The sequence below is a fragment of the Lentilactobacillus senioris DSM 24302 = JCM 17472 genome, from assembly GCF_001436555.1.
Lineage (GTDB): Bacteria > Bacillota > Bacilli > Lactobacillales > Lactobacillaceae > Lentilactobacillus > Lentilactobacillus senioris.
This window is the reverse complement of the sequence record NZ_AYZR01000008.1, coordinates 437,613-456,770: the sequence shown is the minus strand read 5'-3', so window position 1 is coordinate 456,770 and position 19,158 is coordinate 437,613. Positions and strand designations below refer to the sequence as shown.

Annotated in this window: 17 protein-coding genes and 1 other RNA gene; 4 read left to right on the top strand and 14 right to left on the bottom strand. The window is 38.2% G+C overall.

The features are described 5' to 3' along the window. Positions 1-30: 30 nt before the first annotated feature. From FC56_RS05600 to FC56_RS05570, 7 genes are all read right to left on the bottom strand, one after another. Positions 31-2,535: a carbamoyl phosphate synthase preATP-grasp domain-containing protein gene (locus FC56_RS05600; protein WP_056978343.1), complete on the bottom strand. Its 2,505-nt coding sequence runs from the start codon at positions 2,533-2,535 to the stop codon at positions 31-33. Beyond that, positions 2,519-3,616, bottom strand: a complete 1,098-nt coding sequence (locus FC56_RS05595) for a carbamoyl phosphate synthase small subunit (RefSeq protein ID WP_056978342.1) — start codon at positions 3,614-3,616, stop codon at positions 2,519-2,521. Before FC56_RS05595 ends, FC56_RS05600 begins: the two co-directional genes overlap by 17 nt. Before the next feature lie 14 nt (positions 3,617-3,630). Next, entirely contained in the window at positions 3,631-4,161 is a 531-nt protein-coding gene (gene pyrR / locus FC56_RS05590; RefSeq protein ID WP_056978341.1) for a bifunctional pyr operon transcriptional regulator/uracil phosphoribosyltransferase PyrR, read from the bottom strand. Between the two features lie 106 nt (positions 4,162-4,267). Beyond that, a complete protein-coding gene (locus FC56_RS05585) occupies positions 4,268-5,170 on the bottom strand; it encodes an RluA family pseudouridine synthase (protein WP_056978340.1) in 903 nt (300 codons plus the stop codon). A gap of 7 nt (positions 5,171-5,177) precedes the next feature. Further along, complete coding sequence (gene lspA / locus FC56_RS05580; protein WP_054669704.1) at positions 5,178-5,636, bottom strand: signal peptidase II; 459 nt, start codon at positions 5,634-5,636, stop codon at positions 5,178-5,180. Then, a complete protein-coding gene (locus FC56_RS05575) occupies positions 5,636-7,297 on the bottom strand; it encodes a formate--tetrahydrofolate ligase (protein ID WP_056978339.1) in 1,662 nt (553 codons plus the stop codon). Before FC56_RS05575 ends, lspA begins: the two co-directional genes overlap by 1 nt. A gap of 26 nt (positions 7,298-7,323) precedes the next feature. Beyond that, a complete protein-coding gene (locus tag FC56_RS05570) occupies positions 7,324-7,710 on the bottom strand; it encodes an EbsA family protein (RefSeq protein WP_054669701.1) in 387 nt (128 codons plus the stop codon). 37 nt (positions 7,711-7,747) lie between these two features. On the opposite strand from FC56_RS05570, the gene FC56_RS05565 reads away from it, so the two are divergent. Next, positions 7,748-8,134 carry a ribonuclease HI family protein gene (locus tag FC56_RS05565; RefSeq protein ID WP_056978338.1) on the top strand — a complete coding sequence of 129 codons (387 nt, stop codon included), beginning with the start codon at positions 7,748-7,750 and terminating at the stop codon, positions 8,132-8,134. Between the two features lie 30 nt (positions 8,135-8,164). Here the strand turns inward: FC56_RS05565 and FC56_RS05560 are convergent, their stop codons facing one another. The 4 genes from FC56_RS05560 to FC56_RS05550 form a co-directional block, all read right to left on the bottom strand. Continuing rightward, complete coding sequence (locus tag FC56_RS05560; RefSeq protein WP_056978337.1) at positions 8,165-9,310, bottom strand: THUMP domain-containing class I SAM-dependent RNA methyltransferase; 1,146 nt, start codon at positions 9,308-9,310, stop codon at positions 8,165-8,167. An 85-nt stretch (positions 9,311-9,395) separates the two neighbouring features. Next, positions 9,396-9,768, bottom strand: an RNA gene (gene rnpB / locus FC56_RS08050) — RNase P RNA component class B. Positions 9,769-9,782: 14 nt separating this feature from the next. Continuing rightward, positions 9,783-10,139, bottom strand: coding sequence for a cell division regulator GpsB (gene gpsB / locus FC56_RS05555; protein ID WP_054669695.1), 357 nt, complete (start codon positions 10,137-10,139; stop codon positions 9,783-9,785). Positions 10,140-10,195: 56 nt separating this feature from the next. Continuing rightward, positions 10,196-10,768 (bottom strand): SLOG family protein, encoded by a 573-nt coding sequence (locus FC56_RS05550; RefSeq protein ID WP_054669691.1) that lies wholly within the window; start codon positions 10,766-10,768, stop codon positions 10,196-10,198. A 103-nt stretch (positions 10,769-10,871) separates the two neighbouring features. On the opposite strand from FC56_RS05550, the gene recU reads away from it, so the two are divergent. Beyond that, positions 10,872-11,474 (top strand): Holliday junction resolvase RecU, encoded by a 603-nt coding sequence (recU, locus tag FC56_RS05545; protein ID WP_056978336.1) that lies wholly within the window; start codon positions 10,872-10,874, stop codon positions 11,472-11,474. Between the two features lie 19 nt (positions 11,475-11,493). Further along, the gene (locus FC56_RS05540) at positions 11,494-13,866 is read left to right on the top strand and encodes a PBP1A family penicillin-binding protein (protein ID WP_056978335.1); all 2,373 of its coding nucleotides are present in this window, start codon (positions 11,494-11,496) and stop codon (positions 13,864-13,866) included. Between the two features lie 48 nt (positions 13,867-13,914). Here the strand turns inward: FC56_RS05540 and FC56_RS05535 are convergent, their stop codons facing one another. Genes FC56_RS05535 through FC56_RS05525 form a run of 3 tightly spaced genes read right to left on the bottom strand, consistent with a single transcriptional unit; the run spans position 13,915 to position 18,031 of the window. Further along, positions 13,915-14,631 (bottom strand): DnaD domain-containing protein, encoded by a 717-nt coding sequence (locus tag FC56_RS05535; RefSeq protein ID WP_056978334.1) that lies wholly within the window; start codon positions 14,629-14,631, stop codon positions 13,915-13,917. Positions 14,632-14,690: 59 nt separating this feature from the next. Further along, positions 14,691-15,197, bottom strand: a complete 507-nt coding sequence (locus FC56_RS05530; protein WP_056978333.1) for a cell wall elongation regulator TseB-like domain-containing protein — start codon at positions 15,195-15,197, stop codon at positions 14,691-14,693. A 2-nt stretch (positions 15,198-15,199) separates the two neighbouring features. Further along, a complete protein-coding gene (locus FC56_RS05525; RefSeq protein WP_056978332.1) occupies positions 15,200-18,031 on the bottom strand; it encodes a helicase C-terminal domain-containing protein in 2,832 nt (943 codons plus the stop codon). Positions 18,032-18,206: 175 nt separating this feature from the next. Here FC56_RS05525 and mvk point away from each other — a divergent pair, with 175 nt between their 5' ends. Then, on the top strand, positions 18,207-19,157 hold the full coding sequence (gene mvk, locus FC56_RS05520) for a mevalonate kinase (protein WP_054669676.1): 951 nt from the start codon (positions 18,207-18,209) through the stop codon (positions 19,155-19,157). Position 19,158: the final 1 nt, after the last annotated feature.

Below are 19,158 nucleotides of genomic sequence, written 5' to 3'. Positions count from 1 at the left end.
CTACAGAAAATGTTAATCAATGCTTTTTTGTTATTCTACTGATTTAAATTCAATAATAGCGCCAATTTCTTGGGTACTAGCCCCAGCATGGCGTCTAGCTCCTAATTGCCCAAACGGGAAACGACCAGTCATAGTGGCGTAACGATTGGGCTTTAATCGTAACTGTAAATCTTGCTTTAATCGTTCTAAATCTACTCCGGTTAAGTATTTTTTTACTAATACTCTTACCCAATTTATTCCTGTTGCTTTGGTTAAAAAGGCAGTTTCAGTGATTCTAATTGGCCGAATTCCGGCAAATTCATAACTGCCAGAATCATGTTTTTCAAAGAGAACTTGGACTAATCCTTGCCACTCACCATTAGTTAATTTTTCTTTACCAATTATGGTTAGTCCCTCTTGATCATTAACAAAATTATCCATAGGAAGTTGGTAATTAGTATTATATTCATGGGTTTCCTTATGGCTTGCTACCCCATAGGAAATAGAGGCAATTGGAATAATTTCAGTCCCATCAATAAAGAAGTCAATGGCAGTAGTAACCTTAGGTCTTACCACTTGAGCAACATCTTGATCTGGTGGTAAGACTATAATTTTTAGCCCCTTACGCTTTTTAAGCTGTTTAGCTAAATAATGTCGATTTCCAGGTAAGATAATTACTTCTGGCTCTTCTAACTTAATGATATTTAAAATATTTCCTAGTTGAATAGGCTCAATATATTGCTTATCACTAAGTTGTGGACTAAGCGAGACAGCATTAGGGTTATTATTCATAATAATAGTTTTATAACCCGACTTGTGTAATTGAATTAAAGTTTGCGAAGTGTAGTAATCAGCTCCAGCGTTTGGCCCCAGTTGGTTACCACCTCTACCAATTACTAAAGCCACTTTTTTCTCAAATGGTTGACTTTCATTTTCTAATTCGTAACTACTGTAGAAAATATTGGTATTTTCCAGAAATTCCCCTGCACTAGGTTCAATTTCTTTGTAAGTAACGTGATAGTGATTATTTTCGTTAAGTTTCTCAATAGCGGAAATATCGGCTTGCCACAGTTCAGCTAGCATTCCATCACCAAATCCATACTGGTGGCCAGTCAAAACAGCTTCGGCTGTTAATGGATTATCTTGAACAAATTTTTGCGCTTTTAATAGTTGATTTAGTTTATAAAAGTAAAACTGGTCTATCTGGGTAAGCTCTGCTAAGTCGTCAATAGAAAAGCCACGTCGTAAGGCTTCAATCAAAATTAAAATTCGACTGGCTAACGGGTGAATTAGTTGACTAATAATTTCATCATCATCAATGGAGCGCACACTAGGTAAAATATCCCGTGGAGAAAATTGAGAACTATGCATCGACTTAATAATGGCTTCCTCTACGGTTCTTCCAACACCAATAGTAGAACCGACTGATTTCATAATGGTGTTTAAGTGCTGATCCGCATCTGGAACGTCTTCAAACGGCCAAAGTGGAATTTTAACCAAAATATGGTCGAGGGTCGGCTCCATTAAGGGCTTAATTTGACTATACTTGGCAGGCAATTTTACCTCAGCCAGTGTAAACCCAGCTTCTAAAAAGGTTGAAATATATGCTACTGGATAACCACTAGCTTTAGCAGCCAAGCTAGTGTTTCTGGTAAAGAACGGGCTGACTTTAGTAACATAAAATTCTTCATTAGTTCTACTTTGAGCAAATTGAACATGACAACTGCCCGTAATCCCTAACGTATCCATGATTTTAAAGGTAGCAGTTCGTAAACGTTGGTATTCTTCATTAATTAAAGTTTGGGTGGGGGCAAAAATAATAGAGTCACCGGAATGAATTCCTACTGGATCCATATCCTCTAAGCCAGAAACTAGGATCTTATTTCCGTTAGAATCCCTTATCCCCACCATTTCAATTTCTTTATAACCCACAATGCTTTGTTCAATGGAACATTGATTAATGTAAGCTCGATCAAAGCTGTATTCTAAAGCCGCCTCTAAATCATCTGAATTAAAGCAAATAATTCTGCTAGTATCGTGACTACGTGAAATGGGCTTAACAATAACTGGAAAACCAATTTCACGGACAAATTCTATCGCTTCGTCTTCTGATTCTACAGTCTTAGAGGCAATCACCCGCTCATTAATTTGAGTTAATGTTTGTCGCAACATGTCATTATTATTGACCGTTTGTAGGCCCGCCACAGAAATACCTAATAAAGCAACTTGGTGTTCTTCTAAAATACCTGAATCAATTAACTGACTGGCAAGAGCCTGTCCTTTTAGCCCTGCTACGCTAAATAAAATCGCATCTGGTTGCTGACGAATAATTAGATTAACAATGTTTTCCAGATCGATTGGTTGCATAAAAACGTCAGCTGGTTGAATTTCGTCGCTAACTACTGAGAACGGGTTATCATCAAGATACAAGACTTTGGTGCCCATTTTTTTAAAAGCCATTAACTTTTCAAAAGCAGCTGCATCTAATTCATTTTCGTTGCCAATACTGGTTGCACCACTACCGACTAATAAAACTTTATTAATATGTAGCACCATTATCGTTTCGTCTCCTTACCGCCATCATTTCAATGAAATCATCAAATAAATCCACTCGATCTTTGGGACCTGGAGCACCGTCGGGCAAAAATTCAACTGAAAAAGCCGGATAGTCACGATGGCGCAATCCTTGGATACTACCGTTGATAACGTCAATATAGGTGATAAATAATCTAGAGTGATCGACTGAAGTCGTATCCAACTCGTATCCTTGTTCCTGATCGGCATAAAAAGTTTCATTGGTAATAATTTCTTTGATGGGATGATTACTACCGTGATGTTCAACTGGTAATGCTACTACGGTAGCACCATTAGCACGACCAAACAATTGGTGTCCCAAACCAATTGCCATCAACGGTATTGCACTTTGAATTTCTTGAATCATGGTTAACACGGAATCTGGTAAATTGTTAGGAGATCCTGGGCCGGTAGATAAGACGACCCCGTCCGGATCTAAATCTAATATGCGTTCACTGGTGGTGTTCCAAGGAACCACGGTAACATTACAATTACGCTTAGCCAATTCTCTTAATATACCGTGCTTTAATCCAAAGTCTACCACTACTACATTATCGCCTTCTCCGGGATTAGGATAAGGTTTCGGGGTGGCCACTTGTGATACCTGTTGATTAGTCAATACGGTAGCAGTTAATTGGTCAAAAGCATGTTCATCATTAACGTCTACAATGCTGGCAGTTAATGTCCCGGTTTGCTGCAAGTGGTGCCGTAATTGCCGGGTATCGATACCGTAAATTCCAGGAATTCCGTGTTGTTTAAGATAACGATCTAACGAAATCCGTTTAAGATGATCGGTTGCCAGATTTTCGTATTCTCGCACTACAACTCCTTTGGCAGATGGCAGAATAGATTCATAGGCATTTTGATCTAAGCCGGTATTACCAATAGACGGCTGGGTGAAAACAATAATTTGATTATGATGAACTTGGTTGGTAATAATTTCTTGATACCCATTCATTGTTGAATTAGTAATGATTTCACCAGTAGTAGTAGCTAGCGAACCAAACGCTTGGCCGGCATAGCTGGTTCCATCAGAAAGGATTAAATATCGTTTTGTTGGCATAGTTTAACCCACCATTATTTTGTAATTTCTACCGCGTCTTTACCATCAATTTCGGTAACCGAAACTTTAATTTTTTCCTTTTGAGAACTAGGAATATTTTTGCCAACAAAGTCAGCCCGAATTGGCAATTCTCGATGGCCCCGGTCCACTAAAACCGCTAAATTAATTAATTTAGGTCTACCAGAGTCCATAATAGCGCTTAATGCTGCTCTAACGGTTCTGCCAGTATATAAGACGTCATCAACAATCACCACTCGTTTTCCTTCAATAGACACATCAGTATTATTATCAATGGTTAACGTAGCATCAGTAGAATCATGTTCGATGTCATCACGGTAATTGGTAATGTCTAGTTCCCCAACCGGAACTGAGACGTTTTCGAGTTGTTCTAATCGATTAGCGATTCTCTGGGCCAAGTAAACACCTCGAGTTTTAATTCCGATCAAGACGAGGTCTTCTACCCCTTTATTTTTTTCGATAATTTCATATGTGATTCGGGTTAATGCTCGTTGCATTGCCATTTGATCTAAGATGATTTTGCCCATTATGTTCTCCTTTACTTGTAGATATGCTAAAACCGGGAAGCGGTACTTTCCCGGTTAATACAATGTCATTAAATTTAGAATATGGAACTACGAAACGATTGTCAAGTTAGCTTTTATCATTTAAACGAAGTTGTTCTAACGTACGTTCAAAAATAGTAGGTAGTGGTGCTTTAAAAGTTAAGAATTCTCCTGTTACTGGATGGGCAAAGCCTAGTTCACTAGCGTGTAGAAATTGTCCATTGCCCTTTAGGGTTTTCTTAGGACCATAAATTGGATCTCCTGCAATTGGATGGTTAATATATTTTAAATGAACTCGAATTTGATGGGTTCTGCCGGTTTCCAGTTGACATTCAATTAACGTATAGTGTTCAAAACGCTCTAATACTTTAAAATGAGTAACGGCTTCACGACCGTTGGCAACCACTGCCTGTTTTTTTCGATCTTTAGGAGATCGTCCTAGAGGAGCGTTAATAGTACCCTCATCTTCTTCAATGATGCCATGGACTAAAGCAACATACTTTCGTAAATTAGTCTTTGCTTTAAGCTGCGCGGATAGCGATTGGTGGGCATTATCATTTTTAGCTACCATTAGTAAGCCAGAAGTGTCTTTATCAATACGATGAACGATTCCAGGACGGTATGTTCCGTTAATCGTTGAAAGAGGGCTATGAAATAATAACGCATTTACTAAAGTATGACTGGTATGGCCGGGAGCTGGGTGCACCACCATTCCTTGAGGCTTATTTACTACGATTACATCATCATCTTCATAAACAATATCCAGCGGAATATCTTCTGGAATCACCTCAAGGGTTTCTGGCTCTCTAGCCGTAATAGAAACAATATCTCCTGCTTTAACCGTGGTTTTAGCTTTAATAATGGTGTCATTAATTTTGATAAGTCCGGAATCAATCATTTCTTTAGCTGCGGAACGAGATAAGGTTGGATCTAATTCAGAAGCAACCTTATCAATTCGTCCCGATTCGGTTGTGATTTTATACGTCTGCACGTTATTTTTAATCCTCTCTGATAATTAAAATAGCTAACCATGCGATTCCAAAAGTTAAAAACAAATCAGCACAGTTAAAAATAGGAAAATTAATAAAGTCTAGTTGAAACATGTCAACAACAAATCCGTTTATGATACGGTCAATTAAGTTACCAACGGTTCCAGATAATACTAACGTTAACCCTATTAAATAAGATTCTTGGCTCCTAAAATGAATCATTAGTACCGTGATTAAAAGAATAGCCACGGCAGCGATCAAAATAAATAACCATCTTTGACCAGTTAAAATACTCCAAGCAGCCCCATCATTTTGTAAGTAGGTAATAGATAAAATGTTAGGGATAGCTGATTTTTCTTGTCCTAAAGTTAGATTATTAGTGGTCCAATGCTTTACTAGTTGATCCACACCAACTAGTAAAAGTGCTAATATCCAGTATTTTAGGATTGGTTTTAGTTTAGTTGCCATTAAAAGAGTCCCGTAATTGTACCGTCAGCACTAATATCCATGTCTAATGCAGCGGGATGAGATGGCAACCCAGGCATAGTTAAAATGTTACCGGTAATTGCTACAATAAAGCCAGCACCCGCTTTAATTTGTAACTCTCTGACCGTAATTATGAAACCTGATGGCGCCCCTAACAGCTTAGGATCGTCACTAAATGAATATTGGGTTTTTGCCATGCAAACTGGTAAGTGAGCATAACCTAGCTTTTCAATCTGCTTTAATTGCTTTTTAGCAGCAGCGGTTAATTCCACGTTTTTGCCACCGTAAACTTTTTGAGTCACTTTGGTTAATTTTTCTACTAACGAATCATCAGCATCATAAATGTTTTGTGAGACAAAAGCAGTTTCACTATTTTCGATAACTAGATTAGCTAAATCAACTGCCCCTTTACCACCCTCGCTAAAGCAATCAACTTCAGCAATTGCTACGTGGAGTTCGTCGGCTACATATTGATGTAAGAAGTTCACTTCTGCGTCGCTATCGGTAGCAAATTTGTTGATGCCTACCACGACCGGTTGACCAAATTGTTGCATGTTTTGGACATGACGTTTTAAATTAACCACTCCGGCCTTGAGAGCTTCTAAGTCTTCATGTTTTAATTCTTTAGCGTCTTGGCCACCATTAAGCTTAAGAGCGCGAATAGTAGCTACCACGACCACTACATCTGGTCGTTTACCAATTGCTGGGGATGCGATGTCCATGAATTTTTCACCACCTAGATCCGAACCAAATCCGGCTTCAGTGACGGTGTAATCAGCAGTTGTTAAACCAGCTTGAGTAGCTAAGATACTGTTACAACCATGGGCAATATTAGCAAAGGGACCACCATGAATAAAGGCTGGCGTGTGCTCTAATGTTTGAACTAAGTTGGGCTTGATTGCGTCTTTTAAGAGTAAGGTTAAAGCCCCCTGTACCTTTAAATCAGCAACGGTTACTACTTCACCATCGTATGTGTAACCAATAATGATTTTACTGATCCGACGTTTTAAATCTTCTAAGTCGCTAGCTAAACATAAAATAGCCATGATTTCAGAAGCAACCGTAATATCAAAACCATCCTGACGCGGAACACCAGAAGTTTTACCACCTAATCCAATAACAGTTTGGCGCAGTTCACGATCATTAACGTCTAATACTCGTTTCCAAACGATTTGCCGCGGATCGATGTTTAATTGATTACCATGTTGGATATGGTTGTCTACTAGTGCGGCTAAAGTATCGTGAGCTTCAGTGATAGCATGAAAATCACCCGTAAAGTGTAAATTAATATCTTCCATTGGCACAACTTGGGAGTAGCCGCCACCTGTGGCTCCACCCTTTAGTCCCATTACCGGTCCTAAAGATGGTTCCCGTAATGCCAATGCAATTCGTTGACCTAGAAGGGACAATGCGTCACCTAAACCAACACTAACCGTAGTTTTACCTTCTCCGGCACTAGTAGGATTAATGGAAGTTACTAATACCAATTTACTTTTAACGTTTTGCGGATCCAAAGGAACGCTAACTTTAGCTTTATAATTACCATACTGTTCTAAAGAATCAGCATTAATATCTAATTTTTGGGCTACTTCAAAGATGGGATCCATTTTAGTGGTTTGAGAAATTTCAATATCGCTTTTCATTGTTAAAAACCTCCGAGTTAAAAAAGTTATTTGTTAGTAATTAACTCATTAAGTTCGATTACCGAATTAGCAGGCATAATCAAATGATAAATTTTACCCTGAGCGATAAAACCAATTTGATGCTTAGACATACTTACCCGCTTCACTTCGGAAACGTTGACCACCAAGGACTTGGGATTAATTAAACGGCTGATAGACATTACTCCTTGGTCAATTGAAACGGTTCTAAACCGAATCTCTGCCCAACTAACTAAGCAAAAAAATGCTAGGAAGAATAATGTTATCCATTGAAAATGTGTAATCTCAAGCCATATAATAATGCCAACAAAGAAAATAATGAGAGTCCAGCTCCAGCAAATTACGCTGGATAATGGAGCTGGTTGATACAAAAATTTACGTTTTTGAGTCGACATTGTCCTCCTCCAATCTGGTAAATACAACGAGGTAAAAATGATTAAATTATATACTGATGGAGCTTATGATCCCCATAGTGGCTTAGCTGCTGCAGGAACTTTAATAGTTGTAGATGGTAACCAACTACAGTTTAAAGAGAAAGTTAACGCAACGAATAACCACCAAGCAGAATTTTTGGCTGCTAATTTTGGGTTTAACGCCTTACAAGAATTAACTTTACCTGACCAACCAATCTTATTTTATAGTGATAGCCGGATAGTGATTGATAGCTTAAATAAAGAGTATTCCAAACACTATGTTGAAGAGCTAAATCAGTTACTTCATTTAGAAGATCAATACGCAGTGGTTGTCAACCAATGGATTGCTGATCGACAAAATGAAGGAGCTCATCGGCTAGCATTGCAGGCATTACGGGAATCATAACACTAATATTTTAGCATATTTTGGAAGCGATCACGCATTTGTTTGCTGTGGTCGAATTTTTTTACCCCAGTACTGATAATAATCAACACGTAAGGCACCATTATACAGTTTTCGCTTTTTAGTAGCTTTTTGCCCGTAGGCAGCTTCGAAGTCTAAATCGCTAGTTAAGAAATACTTAGACCAACTAGTCATTGGTTTGAAGACTTCACCAATTTGTCGGTATAACTGAGTAACTTTATCCTTATCAGCCATTCGTTCACCATAAGGAGGATTTCCCACTACTACCCCGTTAATAAGGTCGGTTTTAAAGTCAGCAACTGCCACTTGTTTAAAGTTAATATCAGCAAATACTCCAGCTTCTAAGGCGTTCTTTTTGGCAATTTCAATCATAGAACCATCAATATCACTAGCCATAATGGTTAATTCACTGTCGTAGTCTGCCTTAGAATCGGCTTCGTCTCGCAATTGTTGGGTTAATTGATCATCAATTAAATCCCAAGCTTCAAATGCAAAATCCCGGTTAAATCCAGGAGCGATATTTCTAGCGATTAAAGCTGCTTCAATTGCAATGGTTCCTGAACCACAAAATGGATCTAAGAATGGCATATCAGGATACCAGTTGGTCAGCATTACCAAAGCGGCAGCCATATTTTCTTTTAAAGGCGCAGGACCCTTTTCTACTCTGTATCCTCGTTTAAATAAACTAGGACCAGTAGTGTCTAATGTAATCATGGCTTGGTCTTTATTCATGACGATTTCTAATGGATAAGTAGCACCGGTTTCGGCTAAACGGCCGCGGCGATGATAAGCTTCGCTTAATTCATCAACAATTGCTTTTTTTACAATTCGTTGAACATCTGGGACGCTGTGTAATTTTGAATTGTGAGAACGCCCCTCTACTGGAAAGGCAGCGTCCATTGGTAACATTGTTTCCCATTTAATGGCTTTAGTATTTTCAAATAGCTCTTCAAAGGTAGTAGCCGGAAATTCAGTTACCACAATCTTAATCCGGTCAGCTGTACGTAACCACAAATTAGTTTGAATAATGTCTTTTTCAGTTCCTGTAAACCGAACTCGGCCATTTTCCACTTGGGTTTCGTAGCCTAAGTCACGCAATTCTTTGCCTACTAGTGCCTCGATGCCGGCCGCACATGTAGCGATTAAATTAAATTCCATTATTAAGTCCCCCTTGGGGTGTAAAATTTATTTGATGGTAATAAAAAAGTGGGAGCAAGCTCCCACCATCCTGTTAAGTGTAAATTCCTGTAAGCCATGTTTTGTGCTTAAACAATTCCAGGGCAATTGCTTAAGTAGTAATCATCTATCTCGAAGGCTTGCACCTTCCCCCCACACTTGGTTCAATTTCCGTGTGTGAAGCTCCCCTACCATAAGTTTGGGTTTCCCGCTCGAGGGGTTTACCGCGTTCCACCAGAAAAGTTTCCTAATCTGTATCGTCACTGTGGCACCTTAAGGACTTGTTAGCATAGCCAAAGGCCTTAGCGTGAAGTCCGCCGTAACTCAAAATGAGTTCCCCGGCTTATTTTTTCACCGAGCACGAACACTACAGGCATCTCAGCCTGTGCGAGCATGGACTTTCCTCAGCCGACTGTTGCCGACCGCGATTACTCACAATTTACACCATATTTTATTATAGACGATGAGAATCGTTATTTCCACCATCAAGTTGTGAACCAAAGACTCTTCGTTCCAAATTAGACAACCGTTTAAGGATATCCATGTTAGTTGCACTGGACATAGGTTGAGATGAATTACTACGAGTCATAGTTGATTGACCACCAACTGCAACTTGCTTATTTAATTCATCAACACGAATTCGAAGGCGCTCATTCTCGTCTTCAAGACTTTGAACTTGCTTACTGAAACTCTCATAGTCCTTAATAATATCATCCAAGAAGCTGTCAACATCATTAGGATCATATCCCCGCATTTTCTGGCGGAATTCTTTTTGAAGGATATCATTGGGAGTATAGTTAATATTTTCCATCTATCCATTACACCTCGTCGTTAATTTGCAACATATCGTATAAATCATATCATAATTTAACTATCTTGCAAACTATTATTTAGATTCTCTTGATATTCTTCGGCAGTTTCTTGAAGATCATCAAATGTGATTAACCGGAAAGGATATTCGTGGCTATCAGCAAATTTAACAATTCGCTCATAATCGTATTTAGGCTTACCGGGACTTTCTAAATCATATAGCAAGATTGCCTGGTCAGTATGGGTTAACATGAATTCTTGGTAATTTCTTAATTGTTCTGGCGAACGATACGGTTTATCGCTAACATTGGCCGCAAAATCAACGGTGGTTTTGGCCTGATTAAAAGCTAATTGATTAGTTTCACTCCATTGATTCCCAAATTCGGCAAATGGTAACATCATAGCAGTCTGAAATTCATCAGGATATTGTTCCTTTAGCTTGGAAGCAGCTTTTAAAGCCCACTGTTCCGTTCCTAATTGTCCACCAGATATGATCCAATCGACACCGTCTAAGATTGATTGTTCGATTGCATTTTTGAGTGCTAACATTATAATGGTTACTTTAGGATCTGAATCATTAAATACACCTAGCTCGTAATTACGGTATCCCGTTATCCATAATCGGCTCAAAAAATCACCTACTTAATTTTGTTAAATTTCATTTGATTGCTATAATAACATTGTTCCTGATTTTTTAGTGCGAACCCCACAAATAAAAAAGGATGGTATTTAAATGACTATTAACTACCCCAACGGTCAAGCTTTTGCTTTGAATCGCTGGGAAAATTCCCACTCATCTACTAAATCAGTCTCCTTTTCTAATCGTGGGATGACACTAGAAGATGAAATTAACAAGAGTAATCAGTATTACTTAGCTAACGGAATTGCAGTTATTCACAAAAAACCGACTCCCATTCAAATTGTTTCAGTGGATTACCCTAGAAGAAGTGCTGCTAAGATTAAGGAAGCTTATTTTCAAAGAGCCTCTACTACTGATTACAATGGTGTTTATCAAGGACACTATATTGACTTTGACGCCAAAGAGACTCAAAATAAAACTTCGTTTCCGCTTCAAAATTTTCACGAACATCAAATTGAGCATATGCGTCAGTGCCTAAAACAGCAAGGAATTTGTTTTGCAATCATCAAATTCGTAAGTGACCAAGCTATTTTTGTATTAAAGGCTTCAGATCTAATTTCTGCTTGGGATGCCCAGTTCGATGGCGGACGAAAGTCTATACCTCGTAAAGAAATTGAAGCTAAAGCGTATCAGATTGATTATCGTATTAATCCCCTCGTTCCGTATTTGGACGCGGTGGATCAAATAATTCATTAAGTGTTTTAAAGGAGAAAAAATGCCACGAAAGACAAATCCGGGGAAAAAACCTCGTCATTCTCAGATAAAGAAACGTAGCAAGCTCAAAACAGCTTTATTAATTATATTAGGATTGATTGTTTTGGCTGGTGCTTCTGGATTGGGATTGTTCATTTATTACGCACAAAGTGCCCCGAAACTAACATATAATTCATTATCTAGTGATAATTCTACTAAATTTTACGATTCCAAGGGTAAGCTGATTTCTAGAATGGGAGCTCAAAATAGAGATTATGTCAAATCAGCAGATATTCCTACGAATTTAAAGAACGCAGTAGTTTCTATTGAAGATAGACGCTTTTACAAGCACCATGGGGTTGATCCTATTAGAATCATGGGAGCTGCTACTGCTAACGTTACTGGTTCTTCGCTTGGACTTCAAGGTGGGAGTACTTTAACTCAACAATTAGTGAAGTTATCAGTGTTCTCCACAGCAGCTAGTGATCAAACCTTTAAACGGAAAGCTCAAGAAGCCTGGCTTGCTATTCAAGTAGAAAATAAGTATTCCAAGAGCCAAATTTTGGAATTTTACATTAATAAAGTCTATATGGGCAATGGCGTTTACGGGATGCAAACGGCAGCAGAATATTACTATAACAAACCATTATCAAAATTGAGTTTAGCTCAATTGGCTATGCTTGCCGGAATGCCACAATCACCAACCAACTATAATCCTTATAAGTATCCTAGCTATGCTACCAAACGGCGAAATGACGTTTTACAAGCGATGGTCAAGAACAAGGTTATTACCTCTGATCAGGCAACACAGGCAGAAGCTCAAAACGTTCAATCCGGTTTGGCTAAAACCCACACTAAAACTAATACTAGTTTGAAGACTGCTAAATATATCGATGCTTACCTGCAAGATGCTATTTCTGAATTAGAAAAAAAGGGATATAAAGTTAATAGCGGGTTAAAGGTTTATACTAATTTAAATATGAAAGCTCAAAAGAGCATGTATAAAACCGCTAATAGCAGCACTACCATTGCCTATCCAAGTAAAAATTTCCAATTGGGTGCCACAATGGTGAACGTTAATAATGGTAAAGTAGTAGCTATGCAAGGAAACCGAAAAACCAAGGTTTCATTTGGATTGAACCGAGCAGTTCAAACTGACCGTTCTAGTGGTTCCACTGCTAAACCATTAATGGACTTTGGTCCAGCAATTGAGTACCTTAAGTACCCTACTTACCAACCGGTTAAGGATACTCCATATACGTATCCCGGTACTGATAAATCTTTAATGGATTTTGATAATAAATATCAAGGTACCATTACCATGCGCAAGGCATTGGTTGAATCTAGAAATATTCCTGCCATTAGGACGTTGGAAAATGTAGGTGTCGATCGAGCCCAGGGCTTCCTTGCTAATTTAGGCATGAAGTTCGATAAGCCTCTAGAATTACAAAACGGGATTGGTCTTTATGTCTCTTCAAAGCAAGAAGCAGCTGCTTACGCGGCATTTGCTAATGGTGGGACATATTATGAACCATACCTAATCAAAAAAGTTGTTCAGTCAAATGGTAAAACAACTAATTATAAGAGCAAAGGTAAACGAGCAATGTCTGAATCCACTGCCTTTATGATTACTAACATGTTAAAGGGAGTTATGGACTCTAGCGATGGTTCTGGAACTGCTGCTAAGATTAGTGGGCTTTATGAAGCTGGTAAAACCGGGACTACCCAATATCCTTCTGATTACCTTAACAAAGTTCCAGAAGGCTCCTCTATGGATGCTTGGTTCACTGGATATACTCGTCACTACGCCCTTTCAATTTGGACTGGATATGATCGTCAATTTAAGACTGGTCACTATATCACTCAAGAACAAAGCAAACTTTCTCAAGAGTACTATAGAGAAGTCATGGCAGCTGCCTCCGCTAATAAATCAAATATCGATTGGCAACAACCTAGCGATGTAGTTCAGACCGAAAAGAACGGTAAAACTGAGTACTATGTTGCTGGTTACCCAGGAACTAGTACGGATGACAGTTCTAGTCAAACAGGTGTAACAGCTGATTCTAGTGTTACTACAGCTGCCACTACTAGTAGTAGTGCTAATTCTCAAGTGACAGAGCCTACTACTAGTGGAACCACAAGTAATAGCTCAAATAATAATTATGGCGGTTCCACTTCATCTTCAAATCAAACTCAAGTCCCTTCTGGGTCGGGAAGTAACGGTGGTGACGATGATACTGATGACAACGCTACTACAGACTCCAGTACTGATACTACATCAAGTTCTGATTCTGCTACTAGTGACAGTTCTACTAGTGATGATGATAATCAAACAGATTCAAACACCACTACAACCACTACTACTGATACCGATAATACAGATAACAATGATTAAATAAAAAATACACCCTCGAAAGTTATTATTCTTTCGAGGGTGTATTTTTTATTGATCTGTTAGATTAATTAACGGAATATCCGGGCCATTATAGTTGTTTAACCCGTTTTCTTTACTAGAACGGGTACTATTTTTTTTAGCATTTTCTACCTGAGCTGCAGTTTTAAGATTCTTTTTTTCCCAGTTCATTAAGATACGATCCATATACTTAAGGTTATAAACTTGGTTTAACACCGCTTCTTTCAACGCTAAATTAATTAGTTCAGGCGAATAATGATCTAGGTCTAGCCATTGACTAACCGTCTCCATTTCGATTGGAGAAAGAGTCCGCCCGAATTCCTTTTCTAGACTACTAAATAATGATTGCCGGGTTAATCTAGCTACTGAAACATTCTTATTCTTTACTGGTTGAGGTGGGTTAGATTGAGTTTCTTGGTTACCAATTAGCATGTCTAATTTAGTATACAGGGGCGTAAAATCATATCCGTCAACTTGCTTACCGTTAATGGCTTGAGAAGTAATCGCCATTAATTTTTTAGCAATTAGTTGATGAAACAATCCAAATATTTGTTTCTCAGATAACCCCATTTGCTCAGCTAATTTTTTAGTATCAGGCATTAATACTTTAGTTGAATTGTTTTGTTTGACTAGTAAGTATAATACTAGCTCATCAGTTGTCATCCCTAGTTGTCTAAAATTTTGTAATACTACGTTAGAAATACTAGTACTGCCAGCACTAACTAGTTGTTGAGCTAATGCATCCATCTAATCATCCCTTCTAAAATCAAAACGGAGCTAAATCTAATTATCTAGCCCCGTTTTAACTATACGTTGGTTATTAATTTATATAATTTGCCATTATCGAATCGATAAATAGCATAGCACATGTTGCCTTTTTGATTTAAATAACTAACTGACCAATATGGTTTGGCTTTAGTTAAAGTTAAACTTACGTTTAAAATCCGTTTGGGTTTTCTAGTTTGATTTACTTTTTGAATAACTTGAGATTCAGAAACCCCATCTGATTGATTTATAACGGTTACGTGGCCACCTTTTTTAGCTACTATAACGTAAACTTTTTTCCCTTTACCAGTAGTTCCAGCCACACTATAATAAGTTTTTCCAAGATTGGAAGAGTAAAAGCTAGTAGTTTTAGTTACCTTACCATATTTTTTGGCAATAGCAACCGTTTGAGCCTTGGCCGTTCTCATTGGCTTAGTAGCGGTTGTTAGAACTACTACAGATGCAAAAACAATAATTAAGATGATGACGGTAATTATTAATGGCACTCTACTGCCCCGTTTAATTCTGGTTTGTCGTTGACGTTGCATAGTTAGTCCTTTCGATTAATAGGTTGTTTAGCAAAAAATTGTTCCATTTGATTTACCGCTTGAGCTAGATTTATTCGTTGAATTGGAATGTCGGTTCTTAAGTTAGCAATAATAGTTTCCCCATAATGCCTAGTTAATAATCTGGGATCTAATACGTAGATTGTTCCAAAATCGTTAGGAGTCCGTAACAGTCGACCAATTCCCTGTCGTAATTTCAAAGTTGTACGAGGAATAGTAATACTATAAAACGGATTATGTCCCTGTCGTTTGGCAATACTGTAACGGGCATGGTTATATGGATCTTCTGGAGAATCAAATGGTAGTTGAGCAATCACTAAATTTTCTAACAAATGTCCCGGGAAATCAACCCCTTGCCAAAATGTATTAGCTCCTAGTAACAGAGCTGGTTCATTATGAATGAATCGACGGCTAACCCTAGTAGCAGTTCCGTGAACTCCTTGAGCTAATACTAAATTATTAGCGGTAAATCCCTCTTGGTGCATAATTTGATAAACACTTCTTATCATAGCAAGCGAGTTAAATAAAACTAAGGTCTGTCGTTGTGATTTCTGGAAAATTTCCATAATGCTATGGGCTAAAAACTCACTAAACTCTGGACTATCTACCTTACCAGTAGCAAAATCATCAACTAAAAAGATTTTGGCTTTGCTAGCTGCGGAGTATTCACTCTTCATTCGTCTTACTTTAGTTTCTTCTGGCTTAATTTGTAATGAGTTAAAAGTATACTGGGATTTCTTAGAAGGCAATAACGTTGCTCCAGTGAAAGTCACCGGTTCAAAAAATGGATAAACATTATTAGCCAAAAATTGGACGTCTGGAGAGATTCCAAAACTTAACCGAATAGTTAACGGGTCTTTGGCTGAATTAACAGAAATCCAGTATACCCGTTCGTTTAAGGTAGTCGCATTAATGTTTAAGGCATCCATTAAGTCAGTTAAGTAAGTTACTAGTTGTTGGATTAGATCTACGAACTTGGTTAACTTAACTGCATCTGTCGGATTAGCAGTATTTAATACTTGGTTTAGCCGTTTTTTAAGGCGTTCCAACATTTTAGGTAATTTATTAGTTGCTTCTGCTAATTGACTTATTAAGACTAGCTGCTCCCCTAAGAAATTTTGTAATAGGTTATTAGGGATCAGCCACTCAAAGTTCTCTTCTCTACTATGGAGCCTGCGATGCGCAACAAACCTGTTAAAGGTTTGGTCAATAAGTTGATTAAGGGACAGCTTAACGCCATCTAGTCGGTTTAAAATATCAACCACCACTGATTGAACAGACAGATCTGAACCAACTAATTCTTTAATTTGACTATCGTGATTATTTTGCCACATAGCGATAATTTTATTATAAGTGGCAATGCCATCAAATAAACGAATATGCTTTTGGCTAATTCTAGCTGCCCGATCAGCAAAATCTTGAGCCTCATCTATAACTAAGTATGGCTTTTCTGGTAATTCAGCGAATTTAGCCGTGTTATTTAGTAGATAGTCGTGATTAATAATTACAAAATCTGCTCGTTTGGCCTGAGCTAATGCGTAGCGTAGAAAATCGTCGCTGTAAAAAGCACTTTGTTTGTCCAACCATTTAACGCCGTCGTGTTTAATGCTATTCAAAAATGGAACTTGCTCTGCATTGAGGTGTAATTCATCTAAATCTCCAGTTTGGGTTTCGGTCAACCAAACTAGAATTTGACTTTTAACAAATTTAGTTTGAGCAGAATTATCATATATCGCTAGTTGTTCCATAAACTTAGTTAAGTCAATATAGTGCTTATTTCCCTTTAAAACAGCAGCGATGACTGGGAATGGCAAAATATCGTTTAATAGCGGTAAAGCTTGTTCTTTTAATTGCTCTTGTAAATAAGTAGTGGAAGTACTAATAATAACCTGTTTATGAGGACGTGATAGGTAGCTAAGCGGCAACGTATAGCCGAGACTTTTTCCAATTCCGGTAGGAGCCTCAATAACCAAATTTTGGGCTGGATGAACCTTTGTTGCAGCGTAGTTATTATAAATTAAGTTCATCATCTTATTTTGCTCAGGGCGAACATCTAAATTGACTAATAATTTAGTTTTAGCGGCCGTGGTTTTGGGGTACTTTGCATCTTCAGGAATTTGACTTTTTAAAACTTTTTCTCGTTTTCTAAGCACAATTCCATGATGTAAAATAAGATGGTCTGCCAGTCGGGAATCATCTTCAGTTCGGTTATCTAGTTCATCCTTAAAGACAGTCATTGTTTCCCAGGGCAAATCTGGATTTAAATTCACTATTTGACTAAGAGTTACGGTTGGCAATTGATGTAATTGATTAATTAACACTGTTAATAATCTAGCGGTTGCCGTTGCATCACTATCAGCTGAGTGAGGCTGCAAGTGATGAATGTTAAAGTAAGCACTTAAGTCCTGGAGACGATAACTGGTTAACGTAGGCAATAAGATTTGACTCATTGTTACGGTATCCACTGCTAAATTATCTAATTCCGGATACCCCGCTCTTTGAAGTTCCATATTCAAAAACGGAAAGTCAAAGTTTACATTATGAGCCACAAAGACCGTATCGTTTAATAATTGAAAAATCTGAGCAGCAACTTGATCAAATGTAGGCGCCGATGCCACCCTCTCAGCACTGATACCAGTCAACTGAGTGATTCGATAGCCAATGGACCTTTCAGGATTAATATCCGTAGAAAAAGTTTTGATGATTTGTTGATTTTGCACCAAACTACAGCTGAATTGAATGATTCGATTTTCTGCATGTAAATCAGTTCCAGTTGTTTCTAGGTCTACAACTGCAAAGACGGTTTGAGAATTCATTTTTTCACCACGCTATCTGCAAACTATTACTATCCATTTTACAAGAAATTCAATAGTTTTGTTGTGGATATTGTTAAAAGCGCATTATTTTATAAATCTTTAAAGTTACTTACCCATTGTAGGTCTTTATTAAACGGTATGTTAAAATTGGAATGTTTGAAAGTGAGCGATTATTGTGAAAAAAATTGGATTCGGAGCAAGCTCCGCAAAAATTATTTGGTTTGGTGAACATAGTGTAGTTTACGGACAACCAGCTATTGCACTACCATTACCTGCTGTCGAAGTAACTGCCCAAATCGAAACTAGTTCTGAAAGTAGCAGTCAAATCTTTAGTCGTTACTATGATGGAGATTGGCAACAAATTCCTGCTGAAATGAATGGCATTAAACGGCTATCAGAATACGTAGCAAATAATCTCCAGCTACCCTCAACTACATTTCGGTTGTCTATTGATAGTGCTATCCCAGCTGAACGAGGCATGGGCTCATCAGCGGCCACTGCTGTTGCGATCACTAGGGCTTTTTTTGACTTAGCTGAAAGACATCTTACCAGATCAGACCTACTAAAGATTGCTGACGTTTCTGAACAAGTTACTCACGGTAATCCCAGTGGACTAGATGCGGCTACTGCTAGTGCCCAATGGCCAATCTGGTACGTCAAAAATCAAGAAAACACCCAATTGCCGATTAACCTTCCTAAAGCCACAATGGTAATAGCCGATAGTGGTGTTAAGGGAAAAACGAGTGTCGCTGTTAATCAGGTAAAAGAGCAACTAATAATGAATCCTGAAACCAAGGATATTATTGCTGAAATGGGAAGTGTCGCTCAACAGGTTCCGGCTGCCTTAAAAGCAAATGATGTGGTATCACTTGGTTCATTAATGAATCAAAATCATGAGTTGTTGCGTCAGCTACATGTTAGTACCGCTCAGCTAGACTTAATGCAGGCACAGGCTCTCAAATCAGGAGCCTTAGGAGCTAAGTTAACTGGTAGCGGATTAGGCGGTTGCCTAATAGCCATCGCTCCTAATTCTAGAATAGCTCAAAAAGTAGCTGATGACCTACTTCTAGTGGGAGCATCTGCTACTTGGATACAACCTTTAAATCAATTTGAAAAGCAGGATTAAT